Genomic DNA, 20,855 nt, shown 5'->3' on the forward strand with positions numbered 1-20,855 from the left:
TGAGCCAGCTTCAATTCTCCTTTTCAGTTTGGGCCTCTTAGGTTTGGGAGTCACTATTGTTTCAAAGAAAAGAGGTTAAAGTAAATAATTAATATCATGAAAACAGTTCAGTTTTAATCTTTTCTGTAATTTCGTGATGCGTTGCATTCATTCTCGACAAAATGTTGGGGATGAATGCAACATTTTTTGATTCTCTCTATGCTTATATTTGCTCCTCGGCTTAATTAGATGCAATTGCCCTATATTGGGATCCAGGGTAGTACATACAATTGCAAACCGCTAATAGAGTGCTCGACAGCAGAAATATGATACGGGCTTTTACTCCACTAAGTAAAAGCCCGTATGTTGTGCTCAAAGCGTCAATGTTTCCTCATACCCCTGCCCCTCCCCCTGTCAGGATCAAAAACCCGCCTGAATCCCCTGAGCGAATTGATAAAGCATCCAGTCTTCCCCACATCAGGAGTTTCGCCCTCATTACCATCAGGTGATGCCTTCTCCTCCTCCCCATCCCCCGGCAGCAAATTATTCGGACTCGCTGCCGACTCTTTCCCCGCCTGAAGACCGGAGAAGTGGTAGACTTTGATCTCGATCGCAGGGGGAACAGTGTCATTGTGGTTCACCCGTGAACCTGGGACCATCCAGGCTTCGCCGTCTGGCTGGACGTTGCCCTCGGCATCACAGCCTAGTACCCATCCCGCGTCGGTATGGAGGAAGATACTGAGTTTGCTCACGTCCGTCTGCTCCGGACAGGGAATAAAGACTTTGACCGGGGTCGAGAACACCGTCGGCGGGTCGAAGTTCAGGGCCGTGCCTACGGCCTCCATCCCATCCACAGTCAGAGATGGAAGCTCATCCACAGGTCCGAACGCCGGCGCTACCGGCTCGGAGCTGTTGTAGCAGATTTTGGCTCCAATCAGGTCGCTGGAGCCAGCCTGAATACCGGTATTATATTCTCCTTCGAGGGCAGGATCGTTCTCTTCCAACGCCCTGGTGTCAGGCATGCTGGCCTGAGCGTCGGCATGCTCCTGCTCGGTTTCAATAGTGATAGTAAAGCTGGCCTGGGTCATCCAGTCTTGCCTTCTATCCTTGGCATCAACCAGGAAGGTGATATCCTGGCCATAGGGGAAATTCCCCAGTTCTTTCTCCTGGGATCTGTCATACACTACCCAGAGTCTGGTTACCCGGGTATCGTCCTTCAGGGAATTGAGCTTTACTGTCCTTACAACATCGGTACTGCTCAGGTCCCGTTCATAGGGCGCACCATCACCAGCAATTATCGTAAACTTGACGCTGGTTGTATCCGTGAGGTCTATTCCATCCTGATCTTCAAGGAGAACGCAGAAGGAGGTATTATCGGGAATGCGTGCATTTTCACTATCCCCTGCCTTGGAGCGTTTGAGACTTTTCTTTCCCTCAGGAATATTTTTCTTCACCTTCGGGGGAGTAGGTAGTGGAGATGTATCATCATTAAGAGTAGTTCCATTGAGGTATTCCTCACGGTTACTCCAGCCGTCATGGTCAAGGTCGCCATCCGGCCCGTCGATTCCTGCTGCGCTGAGAGGGCTTAATGCATATGCAACTTCCCACCCATCGGAAAAGCCGTCAGAATCCGTGTCGGAAGAGCCAGGCTCGGTGCCCAGGGCAAACTCCTGAAGATTGCTCAGCCCGTCATTGTCTGCATCCTCGGTGGGGTTGCTCACTCCCTTGGCAATTTCCCAATCATCGGCCATCTGATCGGCATCATTATCGTTAATCACCACCGAGGCCGGGCTCAGCGGGTTACCTGCCGCATCGGTGATGCCGCTTATAGTCAGGGTATAGATTTTCCCGGCTGGGATGGAAGACAGGGACAGGCGGTAGGTGCTGCCGCTGAGGCAGGCAATATCATTCGATTCACCAGAGCTGGCAAAGCTTAAAGAAGGACTGAAGCTATAGCGGGCTTCATTCGTAACTCCTGCTAAGCTTGCCTCGCTGTAGGTGATATCGATTGTCTTATTGCTGAAATCAACCACAGGATGCCCCTGGATAGAGGGTGCAGTATTATCCACACTGAACAGGTATCCGGCATGAGATTCCACCATGTTGCCAGCCCGGTCCGATCCCATGAACAGAATCGAGGGTGCTCCCTCATATCCTGAAGGTATGGTAATAGAGTGAACCCATACCTTGCTATCCCCTGTGGCAGTCATATTTGCGGTTACCACATCCGCTGCTGCGTAGGTGACCGTCAATTGGGGCGTATCCGATATCTCCTCGCTCAGGGTTGCAGTTATTTCAACCTCATCCTGAGGCCGGTATGGGCCGGGCTTACTCAACGACAGGGCCACTTCGGGTGCTGTGGTATCAACAGTAATATGCAGCTCTGGAGAAGGATCCGAGACATTGCCTGCTGCATCGATCTGTCTTGCGGTAATCACATGGGCTCCGGCAGACAGGGCTATATCCAGCGAAAACCCGATGCTTGATACCATGCCGGTAGCCCCGCTCATGGCAATGCCATTATCATACAGTCGTACCATTGCCAGGTCCTCGCCGGAACCCGTAATAGTCAGTCCGGATGTATTTCGGGTTACATTATCACTATCGCTGATTCCAGAGTCATCGTCTGCTGCCAGATCCATATCTGCTGGTGCAGAAGGAGCTGTGGTATCAAGAATAATAGATGAACTATCATTGGGATTAGTCCCGGCAAGGTATTCCTCACGGTTACTCCAGCCGTCATGGTCAAGGTCGCCATCCGGGCCATCGATTCCTGCTGCGCTGAGAGGGCTTAATGCATATGCAACTTCCCACCCATCGGAAAAGCCGTCAGAATCCGTGTCGGAAGAGCCAGGCTCGGTGCCCAGGGTAAACTCCTGAAGATTGGTCAGCCCGTCATTGTCTGCATCCTCGGTGGGGTTGCTCACTCCCTTGGCAATTTCCCAATCATCGGCCATCTGATCGGCATCATTATCGTTAATCACCACCGAGGCCGGGCTCAGCGGGTTACCTGCCGCATCGGTGATGCCGCTTATAGTCAGGGTATAGATTTTCCCGGCTGGGATGGAAGACAGGGACAGGCGGTAGGTGCTGCCGCTGAGGCAGGCAATATCATTCGATTCACCAGAGCTGGCAAAGCTTAAAGAAGGACTGAAGCTATAGCGGGCTTCATTCGTAACTCCTGCTAAGCTTGCCTCGCTGTAGGTGATATCGATTGTCTTATTGCTGAAATCAACCACAGGATGCCCCTGGATAGAGGGTGCAGTATTATCCACACTGAACAGGTATCCGGCATGAGATTCCACCATGTTGCCAGCCCGGTCCGATCCCATGAACAGAATCGAGGGTGCTCCCTCATATCCTGAAGGTATGGTAATAGAGTGAACCCATACCTTGCTATCCCCTGTGGCAGTCATATTTGCGGTTACCACATCCGCTGCTGCGTAGGTGACCGTCAATTGGGGCGTATCCGATATCTCCTCGCTCAGGGTTGCAGTTATTTCAACCTCATCCTGAGGCCGGTATGGGCCGGGCTTACTCAACGACAGGGCCACTTCGGGTGCTGTGGTATCAACAGTAATATGCAGCTCTGGAGAAGGATCCGAGACATTGCCTGCTGCATCGATCTGTCTTGCGGTAATCACATGGGCTCCGGCAGACAGGGCTATATCCAGCGAAAACCCGATGCTTGATACCATGCCGGTAGCCCCGCTCATGGCAATGCCATTATCATACAGTCGTACCATTGCCAGGTCCTCGCCGGAACCCGTAATAGTCAGTCCGGATGTATTTCGGGTTACATTATCACTATCGCTGATTCCAGAGTCATCGTCTGCTGCCAGATCCATATCTGCTGGTGCAGAAGGAGCTGTGGTATCAAGAATAATATCTGTATTATCGGCAAGGTTATTATTGGATGGCAGTAACAAATAGCAGATACTTCCACTGTCATTACCCAGTGTCGCACCAATGGAAAGCGTAAGAGAGGTTACGTTGAGATCATTGGTCGTATCGCCTGTCTGAATTACATAATTTACATTTTTACTGGTCAGGGAGGTGAAGGGTGTTATTTCGGCTATATGGCCAGTATTCAGGGTAACAATCAGGTTGCCGTTTGCCAGCGTCACTGGTTCTGAAAAATTTATGGTAATGGGAATATCTTCCCCGACCGTAAAGAGGCCATTATATGGTGAAGTAATACCTGTTATTTTGATAGGTCTTACCTCATTGGAATATTCACTCTCAAGCCCCTGGGTATCATAAGCGGTAACAGCAAAGCGGTAACTTTGCGTATCGCTTAAACCGGTAAGTGTGTAACTGGTGACTTTACCTGCATCGATTGGCGAATTGCCTTCCACCGCTCCTGTTCCATCATACGGGCTGCCAGCAGAACCAGTGGAATAATAAATCTTATAACCGGCAATGTCCGGTTCGGAGTTTTCGCTCCACTCAAGGGTAACATCCATCGTGTAGGCCAATGGTATATGGCAGAAGAGGAAGATAACAGTAGCAACCAGAATCATCATCCAGGGCAGTTTGAAATTCAGCGCGCTTCTCATGACAGGTCTCTCCTAGTAGGGACATTTAATTTTTTTTTGCACTTCTTAACTAAGAGTCAATTGGATGCCTCCTCCATGTCTAAAATTTTTCTGTTAGCTATAAGAGCAAAAGTTATACCAAACGATTTAATTTGAAATTTATTTGGCATTAAGCAAATTTCCTATTCGATTTCATTTTCATTATTTTCTGGAGCATGCTGTTACAATCCAGGCTGCGGAAATTATCCGACTACTCAATGGCTTTGCAGCATCCAAGGAAAGCAGCATCCCGCCGCCGTACTCTAAAGCGGCTTCCCCAAGGCTATGGGGTTTTGCTGCATAAGGCAAGCAATGATCGATCGCATAATTATTTGACTCGCAGGTTACTCAGATGTCTCAGCTAGCAGGAGAAATATTTCAAAATTGGTATTGCCTCGCAAACATATTTGTAATCCGGTGACAAAAGTGTAATTTTCCAGAATACCAACTTGCTTTATTCACTCCATATTACGGGTGACACAGAACATTAATCGCTAAAGCGCCTGGTAGCGAAGGCAGCTTATACCATATTGATCGGGCAGTTTGATTTGTAAATCGGTCCTTTTTTCGCCCGCAGATTTTACCGCTCTAGTAAAAAGGTCCAGGGGTTATTATTTATGAACATATACTCCATTCCAACATTAGTGAATTGCATATCCATTCCTCTCTTTGCTTCTCTTGTCCTGTACCAGGGGCGGCGACATTTTGCCAATAAGGTCTTTTTCCTGGCTATGCTCAGTGTCGGTGTCATGGAATTTGGTAACTTTATGGTTCTGAATTCTCAATGTGCAACGGGAATACTGTATTGGAGTCGAATCAGTCTGGTGGGCTGCTGCCTTATCCCTGCAAACTGGTCCTTGTTCAGCACGGTTTTTGCCAGAAGCAGTTATGAGATAATACCGAAAAGATCAATAATTATTATTTCTTTTGTCTATATCTTCTCATTTTGTTTTCTCTTTTTCATCCCCTCCGACCTTTTCATTTACCTGCCATCCACCTCTTTGAAGGAAAATATTATCCTTTTAGGAACCGTAGGACGAATCTTCACCGCTTTTCTTCTCCTGACTATTGCCTTTATCCTGACCAATCTGGAAATGGTTTACCGGGATTCGGGGAACAAGAAGTGGAAGATAAAATACAGCATCATAGGGTTATTCACCGCCTTTACCTATTACGTTTATCTTGTCAGCCGGATAGCCCTTTTCCAGTTTATGGATCTGACCTATCTTCCGGTTGGCTCGATAGTTATTTTTATCTGCCTGTCACTTTTAGCCTTCAGTTTTATCAGACATCGATTGATGAATGTCGAAATATTCGTTTCCCGGCAGGTGTTTTACGGATCTTTTACCCTTTTAGCGATCAGTGTTTATCTTATTCTGGTAGGTTTTACCGGCGAATTGATGAAAATTATCGGGATAAATTTTAACCTGGTATTTTACCCGGTTCTTGTTCTGGTAAGCCTCGTGGCCTTATCGGTCTTTTGTTTATCGGAAAAAAACAGGAACACGGCCAAGAGGTTCATTGACCGGCATTTTTACCGGAACAAGTTTGACTACCGGTTCGAGTGGATTGAGCTAACCAACAGAATCAGCTCCGTTACCGATCTGAATGATTTATTGGTAAAGTTTATGGAACTGATAGCTGAAACAATGTGTGTGAGTGAAATCATGGTTTGGCTGTATGATGACGATGATAAAAAATTCCACGTATCGGGTTCCCGGCATCTGCCGAAATCCGAAATGGTGATTGACAAAGATAGCCCTTTAATCAAGTACCTGGAGGAGAAAGCCGGGCCCTTTTCCATTTCCCTGAGTCGCGGAGTGTCTGACAGCAAATTGGCACACGTGTACAGCAGGTATAAGGAGGAAATCTGGAACAGATACAGAGTCTCCACTATCAGTCCCCTGATAGTCAAAGATGAGCTTATCGGTTTTCTTACTTTAGGGGAGGAAGTAACCGGAGCAGTTTATAACTATGAAGACTACGATATGCTCAAGACCATGTGTCATCAGGCAGCAAGCGCCATTATGAATATCAAACTGTCCGAACGCATTGCCTATGCCAAGGGAATGGCTGTAATGAATAAAGTTTCAGCTTTTGTCATCCACGATTTGAAAAATTTCGTTTCAATGCTCTCCCTGATAGTTCAAAACGCCTCACATAATATGGATAACGTTGAATTTCAAAAAGATGTTTTGGAAACAATTTCAAAGACAATAGGAAATATGAATAAACTCATGGTCAGGATTTCCAGCCCCATCGAGGAAATAGTGCTCAATAAGACAAAAGTCAGTCTTACCGCATTGGTGAAGGATGCTATCCAAAGTACCGGTTTAGGCATGGACGGGATTGAGGTAGCCGAGGATTATGCAGATTTGCCGCAAGTATATCTGGACCATGAAAAAATCCAAAGTGTAATCCGTAATATCATTATTAACGCCCAGGAGTCGCTGAAAGGAAGCGGAAAAGTTTCAATTTCGACCTTTTCCAGGGACAGGAATGCAATCATTGAAGTAAAAGACAATGGGCCTGGAATACCGCGGGAATTTTTGAACAATAAGCTCTTTAAACCTTTCCAGACAACGAAAAGGAAGGGACTGGGAATCGGCCTCTATCAATGCAGGCAAATTATTGCAGCCCATAACGGCAGGATAGAGGTGGAAAGCGAAGAAGGAATGGGCGCCAGTTTCCGGATATATTTACCTGCTGAGAATTAAAACGTTTCACCTTTTTCCAGTAATCCAAAGGTAATCATGAAAGGAGAAAAAGCAGTGGAAACCACAAAAGTATGTCTATCGTATGGCATTATTGGTATGATTATGCTGTTTGTCAGTGTAGTCCAGGTAGGAGCAGTTCCAACTCTCCAACTCTATATGCCGGATGGTATCTATGCACAATCAAGGAAGATCAATGGAGTAGAGATTACCGATAGCTGGCTGACTTTCCAGGATCCTTTCAGCCTTGTGGTTGCCGGAGCAACTCAACCTGCCAGGGTCGATGTAATCAGGGATGTAACTCTCTGGATTGCCATTCAGGAGCAGGATTATCTCAATAATCCATCTGGTTCTGTTATCGTTCGAAATTCCTCCGGAAGTATCATGAACCCGAGTGGTCCATTTCAATTTGGGACTCCTGATCCCTTATCGCCACATGGCATCTATGATGCCTATTATCTGGAATATCGATTACCTGACCTCGAGGTTGCCAGTGCTGGCGAGTCTGTCTACGATTATAACACCAATTTCGATCCCGATAATCCAGGTACCGCTGACACGGGGGATCTTCAATTTTATACGGTTTCTTATTCAGGCTTCTTCTGGCTGCATCTGGACCTGAGCGGAGTCGCGTGGGACTTGGACGGAAGGGGGAGAAGTTGGGAGAGAGTTTCTCCGTATTCACACGATGCTGATGGACCTGGTCCAGGAGGTCCCGCTGTTCCTGAGCCTTCCACGTGCTGGCTTTTTATCTTTGGTGCAATCTGTTTGGCAGGAAAAGGAATATTGAGTGCAAAAAAATTTTTGGCCTGATGAATTGAGAGAGATTAAAGAATATCAAAATGGATCCCTGTTTTTCAGGTAAGCTCTCAGGAGGGAGAGAATGAGTAAGCCTAAATTACTTGTTGTTGACGATGAAGAATATATTTGCAAACAGCTCAAGTGGGGGCTTAATAGCGAATATGAAGTTATTATAGCTTATGAGAGTAAAGATGCTCTGACAAAGTTCAGTGAGTGTAAACCGGATATCGTAGCGCTTGACTTGAATTTATCTCCTGCGGATGATCATGAGCAGGGTTTTAAGGTGCTCGAAGAAATCATCCTGGGTGACCCCCACGCAAAAGTTATCATGATAACCGGTCACAATGGCAAAGAGAGTGCCATAAATTCCTTACGGCTCGGTGCCTATGATTATTATGTCAAACCTATAGACCTGAACGAATTGAAAGTCATTCTCAAGCGTGCCCTCTATATCAGGATGTTGGAGATGGAAAACGAGCACCTGCAAACCCGAACCATTGAAGATGGGGAGTCGTTTGGCATCCTGGGTAATTGCAGGAAGATCAGAGAAGTCAACAAGGTGATACGGAAAGTGGCGAAAACGGATATAGCGGTCCTTATTCATGGAGAAAGTGGAACGGGAAAAGAACTGGTAGCTCGTGCTATTCACCGGCAGAGCAACAGGTCAAATGAAGCATTTATCCCGATCGACTCCGGGGCAATCCCGGAAACGCTCCTGGAAAGTGAATTATTCGGCCATGAGAAAGGGGCATTTACCGATGCTTATGGCAAAAAAATTGGGAAAATCGAGCTTGCTCATAAGGGGACCCTGTTCTTTGATGAGATAGCGGAATTGCCACTTAATTTACAGGTCAAGTTATTGAGATTTTTACAGGAGAAAAAGATACAGCGGGTTGGCGGGATTGAATTCATACCCATAGATGTGAGAGTTATCGCCGCCAGTAACAAGAACCTGGAGCAGGAAATACAAAAATCAAATTTCCGCGAAGATATTTTTTACCGGCTCAATGGAATAACAATTGAATTGCCTCCGTTGCGGGAAAGAGAGGATGACGTTATCGTAATAGCTGACGCTTTGCTGGAACAATTTTGTAAAGAGATGGGAATAGCTGGAAAAAAGTTGAGCCCCCAATCGGTTAAGTCTATCAAGGGATATGGATGGCCAGGAAATGTAAGGGAATTGGAAAACAGGTTAAGAAGGGCACTCGCTCTATCGACCGGCAAGTACATCATGCCTGAAGATTTAGGCATTGGTCATGGCCGGAGCGCGAGGGAAGTAAAATTGACCCTTAAGGATGCCCGTGAGAGGATGGAGAAAGAGATGCTCCTCAGCAACCTGAAAAAATATCATGGCAATCTCTCGAAAGTGTCAAAGAGCCTCGGTGTGGCACGATCTACCGTGTATGATCTTATGGATAAATACGGCATTGATTATAATATAACCGATCGTTAATCTGCTCCTCATCCTCAATTGGCAGTTTTCTCTCCACCAGTAAAGATTTCGTCTACCCTGGATTATCCCCGCCAAACAGTCCCTGTATGGCCTGCTCACCCTTTACCCTGCCGCCGGGAAAATACCCGAAAGTCCATATCCTTGGAAAAGATATTATGAGCATACTCCAGGGTTGCCAGAAGCCTCTCATCAATGGAATTGTCCTCAACCTGCCGCAGGAGCATGTCTGCCCAATGGATATGCCGCATAATGCGCATTTGTGAATAGTGGGCAGCCTGGCCGGTTTCAATGAGAAATCCCCAGTCACTGCTCTGGGCCAGCATCAGCTCGCGGGCAGCCTGGTTCAGTGCCCGCTCCTCGGTGCCCCTGGCCATGCGTCGTTCCCCGGCCAGCCTGGTCATCAGATCGATGAGCCTGAACAGGTGCCGGTATATCCAGGCATTCGACTTATCAGACCGCCCGTTCAACCAGGTGGCAAAGAAATCTCCCTCTCCCCAGCTCGATATCCCCGGAGTGAGACGCTGGTGGTGGTGCTGTTCGGACAGGTACTCTGAGGGTGTTACCGGACGCACCTCAGTCTGGTCATAGAGCATTTTTTTGAGGACCAGCTCCAGCCAGTAAGGACCTTCCTCCCACCAATGGCCGAACAATTCTCCATCGTAAGCGGAGAAAAAGACGGGCTTGCGGCGGTTTTTCTGCCAGAATTCGATGGTCTGCGCTTGCCGGTCGCGGACAAACTGACCTGCATGGTCCGCCGCAGCCTGGGCCGCCCAATCCGGCCGGTAATAATCCTTTTTATCCAGCGGCACATCTTTACCAGTCACCCGGTAATACTTCAATCCGCTGTTCCTTCGAACCCCGGCGACCTTGAAATATTCGGGAATATAATCCCAGTCAGCATCCCAGACCACATCCCGGTACCATTCCTTGTATCGCGGATCACCGGGAAAACCATGCCGCCTTGACCAGACCTGCCCTTTGGTCTTGTCATCAATACCGAAGATGCACAGCCCGGAATTTGTAACTACCGGGGCATTGATATCATAAAAGCAGCGGGTATCCCCCTGGCGAAGACCATGAGTATTAACCACGGTCCAGCGAATCCCTTCGGAAAGTAAAAAATCGTCCAGAGCGGGGTGGTAGGCATTTTCCGGCAGCCACATTCCCTGGGGCATCCGGCCAAAGACCCGCTCATATTGCCGTATGGCTGTATGGACCTGTGCCTGCACCGCTTCAGGATAGTGAAGGTAGAAGGGAAGAATGGCGTGGGTAGCTGCACAGGTAATAACCTCCAGTTTCCCCTGATTCTGAAAATCCCGAAAGCCGCGGGTGATATCTCCGCCATAGGCCTCGAAAACCCTTCTGGCCTGAAAAAGCCGGTGAAGGGTCTGCTCCACAGTCTGGCGGAAGGGTTTATCCCAGGAGTTGGCATATTCTTTTTCGGTGAAAGCGATCAATTCACGAAGATGTACCCGGTAGCGCTTCTGCAGCAGGGTATCCTGCAGCATGCTGATCAGAGGAGGGCTGAGACTGATGGTCACCCGAAAATCCATCCCCCCCTTTTCCATACTCCAGAAGACTAAAAGAAGCTGGGTATAGACCGAGGTTATTGCTTCAAACAGCCATTGCTCTTCAAGGAAAATCTCATGCTCGGGATGCCTGACAAAGGGAAGATGGTTGTGCAGGAGAAGAATCCAGTACCCCTTTTCTTCCTCCGTATGGAGAACCTGGCCATGCTTTCGATACCAATAATAATTGTATCGCCACTTTTCCTGCGGCATGTTCACCTCATGGGAGGGGTCGGCGAGACGGATTTCCCTCCAGTCCGCATACCGCTGCTCCTTTTGCTCCTGTCCCCGCGGCATCCGGATGCGGTTCGATCTGGCCACCATCTCGAAGTTCGTGGTATTGCGGGTCTTATAACCAAGCTCAGCCACGTACTCGTGATCAGGAGCCAGGTTCAGCCAATAGCTGGTTTTATCTCCCAGAAAATCGTCAACCTCGAATTTGTTATTATAATTGAAGCCGTTGAATTCTCCCTGCCCATCCACCTGATAGACCCGCATTACCAGATAATTCCGGTCAAAAAAAAGGTCTCCGAATTTCTGCCTGAGGCTTTCTTTGGTATTTTCCCCGACTTCGTATATGGCGCACGCTGAACGATGATCTTTGGGCAGGATCCACAGGTAGGTCTCGTTATAATTTTCCTTCAATACAGGTTCATCCTGTAATATTGAAAGGTCTATTGCCTCGAACACTCTCATAACCCCCACACTCCTCATCTAATTTCAAAATAACCAAGATTATTTTTAAATTCATATGGAATATGCAAAAAGAATATGCTTAGGCTAATATTTCTTTTCGGTAGAATTCATGAATAATCTCGGAAAAAATCTCAGCGTGGTGAATATTTTTTGTGCCTGAACTGACAAGGAGAGAAGGGACAGACATTTTCTGTCCTTGATTACAAAATGGTAATCGAGTGAATGACCATTTTGTTATCTGAGGATTGCACCTTGGTCAGATGGAGATCAGCAGACCGAACGGGTAGCGAAAAAACCAGCAAAATTCAGATGTTAGCTGCTGAAAAAATTCTTTTATGCTCTTGTCGCCACAAGGCATGCTTTATGCGATATAAAGAAACCAAAAGGCAGTGATTAAAGAAAATAAACGGCTGGATTCAATAAACCAATGTTCATCAAGTCTCACAAGAATAAGGAGGTAATCAGATGGAAAGCCTATGGTATAATCTGATCGATGCATTCGGTGATCTGGTTATTACTGTTCCCATGAAGCAAGTTGTTCTCCTGATTGCCATAAGTGTTTTCTTCATCCTGATAGGCAGGTTCAAGTCCGCTTTGATAGCTAACCTGACTTTTATCTTCCTGTGGACGTGCATTGCCAGTAAAGCCCTTTCGGGCAAGTACACCATTGCCACTATTGCTCCTTTTGCCACCAGCTATGCGGTAATCGGCAGTGCAATCTTTTTCGGTGTTGCCTTGATGATCTTCTATGCCATATCTGAGTAGAAGTTGTTAGTGGCCAGTGGTCAGTGATCAGCAGGGAGAAGAGAGGGGTCGGGAGTCATAAGACAGAAGTCTGGTGCCAGGAGTTAGAAGTCAGAATAGAAGCCTTTGGCTGCATTCTGATTCCGGGAATCTAACTCCTGGTTTTTTTATCCGGATGAACCTGTATCAGTAAAAATCCTCCCAGAAGGAAAAATATTACCAGAGATACAATTCCGTACCGGCTCGATCCCGAAATCTGACCGACCAGTCCGAAGAGGGCAGGTCCGACAATACCGGCAAATTTGGCGCTGATATCGTAAAAGGCGAAAAACTCCGCTGACTGGCCCGCAGGAATCATCTGGCCAAAGAACGACCGGCTCAGGGCCTGACATCCTCCCTGGACCAGAGCTACCAGGACGGCCAGCATCCAGAAGTGGAATGGTGTCCGCATGAAATACCCTCCGATGGCTGCCAGAGTGTAAACGGACAAACCCAGCAGGATGCAGGTTTTTGTCTCCAGGAATCGCGTTGCCCAGCCGAAAATCAGGGTGAAGGGAATCCCCAGGAACTGGACCAGCAGGATAGCACCGATGAGATGCTTTTGAGCGATTCCGATCTCTGCGCCGAATATGGTGGCCATGATGATGATTGTTCCGATCCCGTCATTATACAGCCAGTAGGCAAGCAGGAACTTCCATACCTCCCGGTACTGCCTGACCTTATGAAACGTCATGGAAAGGCGGTGCAATCCGGCCAGAAACGGACTTTGACCATGCTTGACCCCATCCCGCCGGGGCTCGGAAACCCGGATAAAGATAGGGATGGAGAAGATGGCCCACCAGAGCGATACGGTCAGGAAAGAAATCCTTGAGCCCCACTGGGGTGTAGCCAGACCAAACCACAAGGGCTTGAGGATCATGGCCAGGTTCAGGGCCAGCAGCAGCCCTCCTCCGAGATAGCCAAGGGCATAGCCAAGACAGGATATCCGGTCGAAATCCTCTTTCTCAGCTACAAACGGCAGCAGGGAATCGTAGAATACATTTCCGCCGCAAAAGCCTATTCTTCCCAGAATATAGAGGAACGATGCCAGCGGCCAGTCTCCCCTGCCTACGCCTGCCAGCAGGCCGGTAGCCAGGACGCCGAGCAGGGCAAAGCGAAAAAGGTAACTCTTTCGCTTTCCCGTCGCATCGCCCATGGCCCCGAGAATGGGAGACAGGAAGGCGATGATCAGCATGGCGACTGTATTCGTGTATCCCCAGTAACTGCTGGCCCGGTTGCCGGGCAGAGTCGCGGCAGCCACGGTACTGTAGTAGACCGGCAGCACGGCAGCCATGATCGTGGTGGCAAAAGCCGAGTTTGCCCAGTCATACAGGCACCAGCTTACCGCGGAGAGCCTATCCGTATTCAGAGCTTTCGAATGGCCTTGCAATTCATCAGTCATCTATCGGTCAGCCCAGAAAGGATTCCAGCCGCAGGGCACGCCTGCTTTCCAAGATATCATTGGCTGTGTCCACTTCAAGAATTACCTTGAGATCGGGTTTAAGCTCAGCCAGCTTCCGAAGCGTTTTCAGTTCCCGGCATCCCTGGACGATCGGCCAGTGGTCGATCAGGCCGTTGGGTTTCATGCCGTTGGACCGATGCAGATGAATAAAATTGATTTTCTCGATAAGCTCCGGGCTTAAGGTGCTGACAAGCTCGAAGGAGTCAATGCCCTGGGACTCAAAATGGCCGACATCGAAGGTGATATGCCGGGCAAAAGTCTGCCAGAACCAGGGAGCATTCTGTGAATCTCTGGAATTCTCAAGAGAAACGGGGCAGATTTTTTCCAGCTCGGCCAGCCCGCTCCGGTAGTTTTCCTGCCATTCTCCCTGCAGCTTCTGCCGGTCAGGCAACAGCTCATCATGGATAATCAAGCCCAGATCCGCCATTTCGGCAAACCGTTTCACCTGGGTCAGATTGCGTTCGCGGACTACCTGCTGCGTATCGGAAAGGTTCACATCCATAGGATGAATCACAAAGCGTTTACCCGCTGATCTGATGATATCCGCCAGGATTTTTACCCGCTGAATATCCGCCTCTGAAGTCCGAAAAACCGAGATTTGGACCAGCGGCAGATCAACCTGGCTGATCAGTTGGGAATCAAAGATCCGGTACCCGAATTCCATTCTTTTCTCCTTATACAAAGGCAAAGATAAAGATAAATACAAAAGGACACCACAGAGACACAGAGAAATACATAGGGTGAAAAACCTCTGGGTTGCCTTTATTTTTATTGATAATTATGAGGGATTAGCTGCTGCACGCCGAATTACTATAGCAGCTTTGACTTGATCATACTACAAAAATCGCTCATATGGGGATAGATGGCACACATCCGATGGCACGAAGAATGATCTCCCGCAGAGACGCAGAGGCGCAGAGAATGACCGAAAATGATATCCTCTGCGTCTCAGCGTCTCTGCGGGAGAAATACAACACTGCCGTGTCGTCTTTCCCATAAGAGCGACGAAAATTAACCATAGAGGTTTTTACTCTCTGCTTTTCTCTGTATCCCTCTGTGCCTCTGTGTCTCTGTGGTGTCCTTTGCCTTTAGTCTTTGTTTTTTTATAGTATACACAATTGAGAACCGCTATAATCACTGGCAATTGTCTTTGCTGGCCACTGATCACTGGCCACTTCTTTTCCCCCGCAAATCCACCAGGCACCCCTGGCCTTTCTTTATTTTCGCACTATTTCCCGACATTTGTCCAAAGAAACCGTAGCAACTCTCCCATCTCCCCTTGCTGGGTTGATAAACGTGGATACTAGAGACGGGTTCTCCCCTTATGATAAGATCGTGGAAGAAATCCCGGCTGCTCTCATTCCCGGACAGAAGGGGGATGCCCGCCATATTTCTGCCAGTGCAAAGTGAAACGGGATGGTTCTGGATAGGTCCGCTCAGCATCAGTTTACCGGCCTCCTGCCGGTAAATCAGATAGCCGCTGTCCTGGATAATGGGAAAGATGCTTCCTCCGATTTCTCCCTCCCTCCGGCAGGTGGTTTCATAGACCAGAGTCGTTGGCTGATACTGATGCAGACTTCTGGCCGCAGAGCCCTGCTCCGTCAGCCACAAGTCGCTGGTGTAGCCGGAGGGCGGCTCGACCGGATAGCTTATCAGGTTGAGGCCGGCATCGAGCGACACTTCCACTCCGATTCCCACACTGGCCGGATTCGAGGGCAGGCTCTCGTTGCCAGCCTGATCCACGGCAGTCAGAGTCAGGGTATAAACACCCGGTCCTGCATTTGACCACAGGTAAGAGGGGCGGTTCGGATCGCCGAATCCTTCCTGGGGGATCCAGACAGGAGCAGTATCCGGAGATGTCCCGTAGAGCCGGTATCCTGCTATGTCAGGCTCGACATTCCTGCTCCAGCTTATTTCAACCGTCGAGGATATGAAGCAGGTTATCTGACTGGCAACCGGCTGAGGAGCCTGGGTGTCTATGAAGAAGGAGAACCGCTCGTCTTTGTCCATCAATTCCTGCCAGAAGTTTTTGCCTCCTGAAATGACGAGTCTTGCCAGACCATCCCACTGCCTGCTCAAGCCCTGGGGGACCATGAGCATCCCTGTCCAGGTATCATCCGGATAGACGGTTTTGGACCAGGGATTTGGAGCAGCAGGCTGGACAACTGCCGGTTTGCTGCCTGCATCGGTTCCTCCAGGAAGCAGGCAGGAGACAAGTCCTCCACTCGTTTCCGCTTCACGTATCCCGCTCATGGATTGGTCAAACTGAATAATTACCTGAACCTGGCCTGCCCTGATCAGGGAGGCTGCTGCATTTGCCATACCCCGTGCGGCAGCAGCTTGGGCTGCCAGGGTTCCCGCAGCAGCAGGACCGTCAAGCGTCCACTCCTGTCGGTCCTGGACAAGCCTGACCTGAAGGACCCTGGGCTTTCTGGTCCGGTAAGCTCTGCACTCATAGGAGCTTGCATAGTTGCTGTCCTGGTACCTGGCCAGATTGGTCACGATGAGACAGCTCTCGAGAATCGTCCTGCTGTCCTCGGCAAAGCTGAATGTGCCTGCACCGGAGGCCGCATCGTTCAGGGGACTGGAAAGGGGAATACCGGCTACCTCATGCACTTGAATATCCGCCGGATCCGTTTTATCCAGGATGGCCAGGTGACAGACATTCTCTTTGGCGTTGATATTCCTGATCTCCCAATGCACACGGTCGTCGGGCAGGCTATTTGACCGCAGCAGGACATAGTCAGCGGAAAGGTCTCTCAACGATCTTACTGTCCATGCCGGTTCCTGCTGCGGGCTTCTGATCCAGTCTGCCAGGAGCATAGCCGTTGGAATTACCGATTGAGTTTCAATCAGTTCCTTCCCGCCGGGGAACTGTGCCGTGTAGTGGTAGCGAATATCCTGGGAGCTGGCATAGGGATTGAGGTAGTTGGCTATGGTCCAGTTGATAAAGGCCTGCCGGAAATCCAGGCCGATGTGATTCTGGACCGAAACCAGCCCCTGATTGGGGTCTTCGACCAGGGATGCCAGGGGAGTGACGGGTGAGCAGTTGTACTCCATATAATGGGCAAAGAGACTCACCTGCTCGTAGTGGGCGATTACCCGGTAGAGGGCGTTGCGGTTTTGCCGCTGGCCGTTGTTCCAATGGATCGGGCAGCCGCCGAAGCGGTCGTGGACATCGGCATACCCGAACCTGGTCAGGCTGATCTCATTCGGCAGCATCTGGAAGAAGTATATTCCGAGGGAATACAGGTTGTTGATTTCCTCGGCAAATCCGGAGCAGGCTTCATCCAGCCACAATTCCTCCCACTCCGCTCCCCGTCTGACATTGGCTTCGAGGTGCTGCATGTGCTGAAATTCGTGAGCCAGAGTCGCCTTGATCGACAAGAGCGGAGAACCGGAAGAGACATACAGCATGTCAGCACAGTTGCTTACCCGGTTCTGATACTGAAAGTCCAGGATCTTGTCTTCGGCATTGAAGTAGCCGTCAACCGCACCTCCCAGCTCAGTCAGCAGGATAATGAGGTGGCCGTTGCCGTCAATATCGGATAATTCGCTCTTCTCGTCCCGGCCAAAACAGGCCAGATTGGCAGGATAAATTTCGTTCTCAAAGCAGTCGGCTATGGCTTCGAGATCAGGCGGGCGGTCCCAGTCCCGGTCCACATAGTACCAGGCATAGTCCCGCTTGAGAGCAACATCGGCCCTGGCCAGGCGGTAATAGGTCTTGTTGCTCTCGGAGCAGAAGGGGCACTTCTGACTTTCCTGTAAAAACGAGTCGCTGCGCTCATCATCCTCAACATAGAAGCTGATGAAGTTGGGATCACTGCGGCCATTGATCCAGGGAAGATCCACAACTACCGATTCGGCATCGAGATTGCCGGATTCATCCCCGTTCTTCACCGCCCGGACCAGAAACCAGAACCTCTTCCCCTCATCCTCATCTTCCGGCAAGTAACGAAAAAAACAATACTGAGCAGGAAGATCACTCTGCCAGGGAGTAGCTGCCAGCACTTTGCCTGCCGTAGAAAAAGGATTTTGTGTCCCTTCACCCCGGTAAATACGGTAGGAATCAGGAGGCTCAACCGCTTCCTCCCTCCACTGAATATGAATCATACCTGATGCGGTTGACATGACTTTCTTTTCCCAGGCAATCCCCCGGTCGTTGACCGGATTGGCCGGAGCTGCCACGGACAGGGCGAAAGCCACTGCGTGCGGGTACAGAAGAATGGCGCTGATCAGGCACCACCGGAGAGTCATCGCCAGGAGAGTCATCGTCCGGCTGATGGGCATGGCTCTTTTCATGGCTCGTTGTCCTCCTCGTCCCCGCGCTCCCATTGCTTGTGCCGCTCGTCATACCATATCTGCCGGTTCGATCGGGTAGTAAAGGCAACCCTGCCGGTTTTTTCATCAGGCACAATGGCCACAACTTCCTGGGGAAACCTCACCGAGGGCAAAAAGTGCGGCAGGTGCGCTGATTCCGCCTTGACGGGTGTGCAGATCAATGCATCGGGCAGCCCGTTTTTATCAGTAAACCGCGCCCACTCTCCGGTATTTTTATCGATTCTCAGGATCCCTCCCTGGATCGGCTGGAGAGGAGATTCCCGGAAATGCCGCTCCGACTGAAAACCGTCCGGCTGGTGGAGTCTGGCCAGGGATTCCGGCGAACGGGGAATGGAGCGGATGGCCACCCAGACGAAATCCCTGGTTGCCGCCAGGGCAGTAAACTGCCAGAAGTCCGGCTGGTATTTTTGCCGGTACCGGTTTCTCAGACGGGTGAGGTCAGGCTCTGGCATCGATGCTCCAGTCTCTCTGCTCTTGAGTCCCTCCCCCTTGAGGGGGGATGTTAGGTGGGGGTGGATCGGGGAATCATCTTCCCGCCAGGAGCGCCCGGCTTTAAAGTCTGCCGGTGGTTCATGACTCACGCAGAGGGTGAATCCAGGATCTCCCACCAGGGTCTTACTGCCCACGGAAAATCCTGAGCCCGGTTGGGTATATTTGTGCGCATCGTCAGCCGAAATCCGGTTCCCATCCAGGAAGTAAACCGCTTCCCGTGATCGGGAATCCCATTTCACTTCCAGACGGGAATAAACCACAGGTGCCCGGTAATATGTCCAGGTGCCGCTTGCCTTATGATACCGCCGGATGATCTCGGCGTTCCAGTACCAGATGTCCGATGCATCCTCAACTGTCTGCTGTGAATTCGGAGCAGGGGAGGGGGAGGCTGAATCCGGCAGGGCAGCGGATGTCGCGGGGGGACTGGCAGCAGTATCGCGGCCTGAAATATAAGCGGAAGAGCCGCTGGAAAGGGCAGGGGAGCAAAGGAGCAGTGTCAGGGAAGCCATGCCGATCAAGAGGGGCAGGCGGATTGATGAGTCAATCTGCTTCTTGAGCGCCGACATGCGATTCTTCTCCCCCTGTATCCTTTCTTAATCATGTTTTACCTTGCGCGGTTTTCCCAGGGTTAACAACATGAAAAAGGTATTGATATACGCTATAAGTTTAAACCTGTTGCTAATAGATTATAACAGTTTTTCCGCCTGATTGGAAATTTGTATGCTCATAATGTGATAGCCATCACATCATCGCTCATGGCTGGATTCCGTGTTTTGTCGGAAAATAAAACTATTTTTCTACTCTGTGGCTATATCCTTTTTGAGTTTATTTATAAAGCTATCCAAATCATCATGGAGTCTTGCCTGCAATCCAATTGCTTTTTCGACCAGCCTTTTTACTCTCTCGTTATCCATGGGGATTCCATAGGCATGTCTGAAAAAGTGCCTGAAAGCCCTTAATTCATCAAGGATAATGAAAGACCCCTCAGAAATCAGCCTTGGCCTTATCCCCTCAACCTCCAGGGTCATCTTTACCAGAAGCTCCCGGTGCCACCGTTCAGGCTCAGCTAGAGAATTTTCAAAGATTCGGGATACCTCTTTGAAAATATCCTCAATAGCACAATAGAGATTGTGTAATCCATAGGCAGTAAAAATGAGAGCATCACTCGATTTATCAAGCAGATTAACTCGTTCTTCTATCTGCCTCACTATGTCCATTATAATCTCTTCCTGCCTTTTTATAAGAGCGATAAGCGATTGGATCTCCGCCTTCATAGTATCTTTATTCCCTCCTTTCTTATCCTTTCCTCAAAACCACATCCTTCCAGGAGAACGAGATGAATGTCTCGGCCAAGGAGCCCCTCTATTTCAGAGATCATCCTGAAGTAATCCCCATCAGGTAAAGAGATGGCAATATCCACATCCGACCAGTCATAAAACCCCTCCTCCCTGGTGATGGAGCCAAAAAGGTAGACCTCCCTCGCATTCTTATCCTGAAAGTAATGAGTGAGCTTTTCTTTGGCATCTTGGAGCAAGGCCCTTCTTGACTCCTCACGACCTGCCCTTTTTTCTTCCTTTATCTTCTTAAGCAGCCACAAACCTTTTCCCATGGCTTATTTCTCACTTGTGTTTATTTTATCCTTTTGAAGTGAACCGGTATATCCTCCACTGGTAATATCCTCTATAATGCCATGATTTCAACGAGCTTCCTGGCTTCCAGAGTAACAGCCCGGAGACACCGATTCAAAGACTTAAAGGAAGAAATGAAGTTTCAGTATATAAAACAATTATACTCTCAAATTTCAGGGATTTGAAGAACCATTTTCTCAAAAACCACCTACTACAGGTGCAGAATGGTGGCATTCTGATTGTGATAATCTAAAATTCCCCCATTTTAGGGGTTTGTGACAACGCAAAATTCCCCCACCCCTGACTGAAGTTTCCGGTATTATATGGGCAGAAAAAAACTAAAGACCATGATACCGGAGGC

The 20,855-nt window shown here is 49.2% G+C and carries 14 protein-coding genes; 5 read left to right on the forward strand and 9 right to left on the reverse strand.

Annotated features, from left to right (window positions below; all coding sequences use genetic code 11):
* The coding region (locus tag AB1611_21215; protein MEW6382103.1) for a PEP-CTERM sorting domain-containing protein at nucleotides 1-79 on the forward strand (79 nt) is incomplete at its 5' end.
* Nucleotides 80-359: 280 nt separating this feature from the next.
* Here the strand turns inward: AB1611_21215 and AB1611_21220 are convergent.
* Nucleotides 360-4,538 (reverse strand): Ig-like domain-containing protein, encoded by a 4,179-nt coding sequence (locus AB1611_21220; protein MEW6382104.1) that lies wholly within the window; start codon nucleotides 4,536-4,538, stop codon nucleotides 360-362.
* 662 nt (nucleotides 4,539-5,200) lie between these two features.
* On the opposite strand from AB1611_21220, the gene prsK reads away from it, so the two are divergent.
* The 3 genes from prsK (at nucleotide 5,201) to prsR (ending at nucleotide 9,524) form a co-directional block, all read left to right on the forward strand.
* Complete coding sequence (gene prsK, locus AB1611_21225) at nucleotides 5,201-7,273, forward strand: XrtA/PEP-CTERM system histidine kinase PrsK (GenBank protein ID MEW6382105.1); 2,073 nt, start codon at nucleotides 5,201-5,203, stop codon at nucleotides 7,271-7,273.
* A 54-nt stretch (nucleotides 7,274-7,327) separates the two neighbouring features.
* Entirely contained in the window at nucleotides 7,328-8,083 is a 756-nt protein-coding gene (locus AB1611_21230; GenBank protein ID MEW6382106.1) for a choice-of-anchor N protein, read from the forward strand.
* A gap of 70 nt (nucleotides 8,084-8,153) precedes the next feature.
* A complete protein-coding gene (prsR, locus tag AB1611_21235; protein MEW6382107.1) occupies nucleotides 8,154-9,524 on the forward strand; it encodes a PEP-CTERM-box response regulator transcription factor in 1,371 nt (456 codons plus the stop codon).
* Between the two features lie 95 nt (nucleotides 9,525-9,619).
* Here prsR and AB1611_21240 read toward each other — a convergent pair whose 3' ends face one another.
* Entirely contained in the window at nucleotides 9,620-11,788 is a 2,169-nt protein-coding gene (locus AB1611_21240) for a 1,4-alpha-glucan branching protein domain-containing protein (protein MEW6382108.1), read from the reverse strand.
* A 465-nt stretch (nucleotides 11,789-12,253) separates the two neighbouring features.
* On the opposite strand from AB1611_21240, the gene AB1611_21245 reads away from it, so the two are divergent.
* The gene (locus tag AB1611_21245) at nucleotides 12,254-12,553 is read left to right on the forward strand and encodes a hypothetical protein (GenBank protein ID MEW6382109.1); all 300 of its coding nucleotides are present in this window, start codon (nucleotides 12,254-12,256) and stop codon (nucleotides 12,551-12,553) included.
* Nucleotides 12,554-12,683: 130 nt separating this feature from the next.
* On the opposite strand, the gene AB1611_21250 is transcribed toward AB1611_21245, so the two are convergent.
* The 7 genes from AB1611_21250 to AB1611_21280 all read right to left on the reverse strand — a co-directional run bounded on the left by AB1611_21250 (nucleotide 12,684) and on the right by AB1611_21280 (nucleotide 20,475).
* Entirely contained in the window at nucleotides 12,684-13,973 is a 1,290-nt protein-coding gene (locus tag AB1611_21250; GenBank protein ID MEW6382110.1) for an MFS transporter, read from the reverse strand.
* A gap of 7 nt (nucleotides 13,974-13,980) precedes the next feature.
* Nucleotides 13,981-14,697: a hypothetical protein gene (locus AB1611_21255; GenBank protein ID MEW6382111.1), complete on the reverse strand. Its 717-nt coding sequence runs from the start codon at nucleotides 14,695-14,697 to the stop codon at nucleotides 13,981-13,983.
* 184 nt (nucleotides 14,698-14,881) lie between these two features.
* Nucleotides 14,882-15,052 carry a hypothetical protein gene (locus AB1611_21260; protein MEW6382112.1) on the reverse strand — a complete coding sequence of 57 codons (171 nt, stop codon included), beginning with the start codon at nucleotides 15,050-15,052 and terminating at the stop codon, nucleotides 14,882-14,884.
* Between the two features lie 145 nt (nucleotides 15,053-15,197).
* On the reverse strand, nucleotides 15,198-18,335 hold the full coding sequence (locus AB1611_21265) for a hypothetical protein (protein ID MEW6382113.1): 3,138 nt from the start codon (nucleotides 18,333-18,335) through the stop codon (nucleotides 15,198-15,200).
* The gene (locus AB1611_21270; GenBank protein ID MEW6382114.1) at nucleotides 18,332-19,432 is read right to left on the reverse strand and encodes a hypothetical protein; all 1,101 of its coding nucleotides are present in this window, start codon (nucleotides 19,430-19,432) and stop codon (nucleotides 18,332-18,334) included. The genes AB1611_21265 and AB1611_21270 overlap by 4 nt, the downstream gene beginning before the upstream one ends.
* 231 nt (nucleotides 19,433-19,663) lie before the next feature.
* Nucleotides 19,664-20,140, reverse strand: a complete 477-nt coding sequence (locus AB1611_21275) for a hypothetical protein (protein MEW6382115.1) — start codon at nucleotides 20,138-20,140, stop codon at nucleotides 19,664-19,666.
* Nucleotides 20,137-20,475: a nucleotidyltransferase domain-containing protein gene (locus AB1611_21280; GenBank protein MEW6382116.1), complete on the reverse strand. Its 339-nt coding sequence runs from the start codon at nucleotides 20,473-20,475 to the stop codon at nucleotides 20,137-20,139. Before AB1611_21280 ends, AB1611_21275 begins: the two co-directional genes overlap by 4 nt.
* Nucleotides 20,476-20,855: the final 380 nt, after the last annotated feature.

The sequence above is a fragment of the bacterium genome (assembly GCA_040755755.1).
Lineage (GTDB): Bacteria > SZUA-182 > SZUA-182 > DTGQ01 > DTGQ01 > DTGQ01.

Excerpts from the sequence above, each read along its gene's own strand:
- AB1611_21220 (MEW6382104.1), bottom strand. The coding sequence starts at position 4,538 with ATGAGAAGCGCGCTGAATTTCAAACTGCCCTGGATGATGATTCTGGTT.
- prsR (MEW6382107.1), top strand. The coding sequence starts at position 8,154 with ATGAGTAAGCCTAAATTACTTGTTGTTGACGATGAAGAATATATTTGC.
- AB1611_21240 (MEW6382108.1), bottom strand. The coding sequence starts at position 11,788 with ATGAGAGTGTTCGAGGCAATAGACCTTTCAATATTACAGGATGAACCT.
- AB1611_21245 (MEW6382109.1), top strand. The coding sequence starts at position 12,254 with ATGGAAAGCCTATGGTATAATCTGATCGATGCATTCGGTGATCTGGTT.
- AB1611_21250 (MEW6382110.1), bottom strand. The coding sequence starts at position 13,973 with ATGACTGATGAATTGCAAGGCCATTCGAAAGCTCTGAATACGGATAGG.
- AB1611_21255 (MEW6382111.1), bottom strand. The coding sequence starts at position 14,697 with ATGGAATTCGGGTACCGGATCTTTGATTCCCAACTGATCAGCCAGGTT.
- AB1611_21260 (MEW6382112.1), bottom strand. The coding sequence starts at position 15,052 with ATGGTTAATTTTCGTCGCTCTTATGGGAAAGACGACACGGCAGTGTTG.
- AB1611_21265 (MEW6382113.1), bottom strand. The coding sequence starts at position 18,335 with ATGAAAAGAGCCATGCCCATCAGCCGGACGATGACTCTCCTGGCGATG.
- AB1611_21270 (MEW6382114.1), bottom strand. The coding sequence starts at position 19,432 with ATGTCGGCGCTCAAGAAGCAGATTGACTCATCAATCCGCCTGCCCCTC.
- AB1611_21275 (MEW6382115.1), bottom strand. The coding sequence starts at position 20,140 with ATGAAGGCGGAGATCCAATCGCTTATCGCTCTTATAAAAAGGCAGGAA.
- AB1611_21280 (MEW6382116.1), bottom strand. The coding sequence starts at position 20,475 with ATGGGAAAAGGTTTGTGGCTGCTTAAGAAGATAAAGGAAGAAAAAAGG.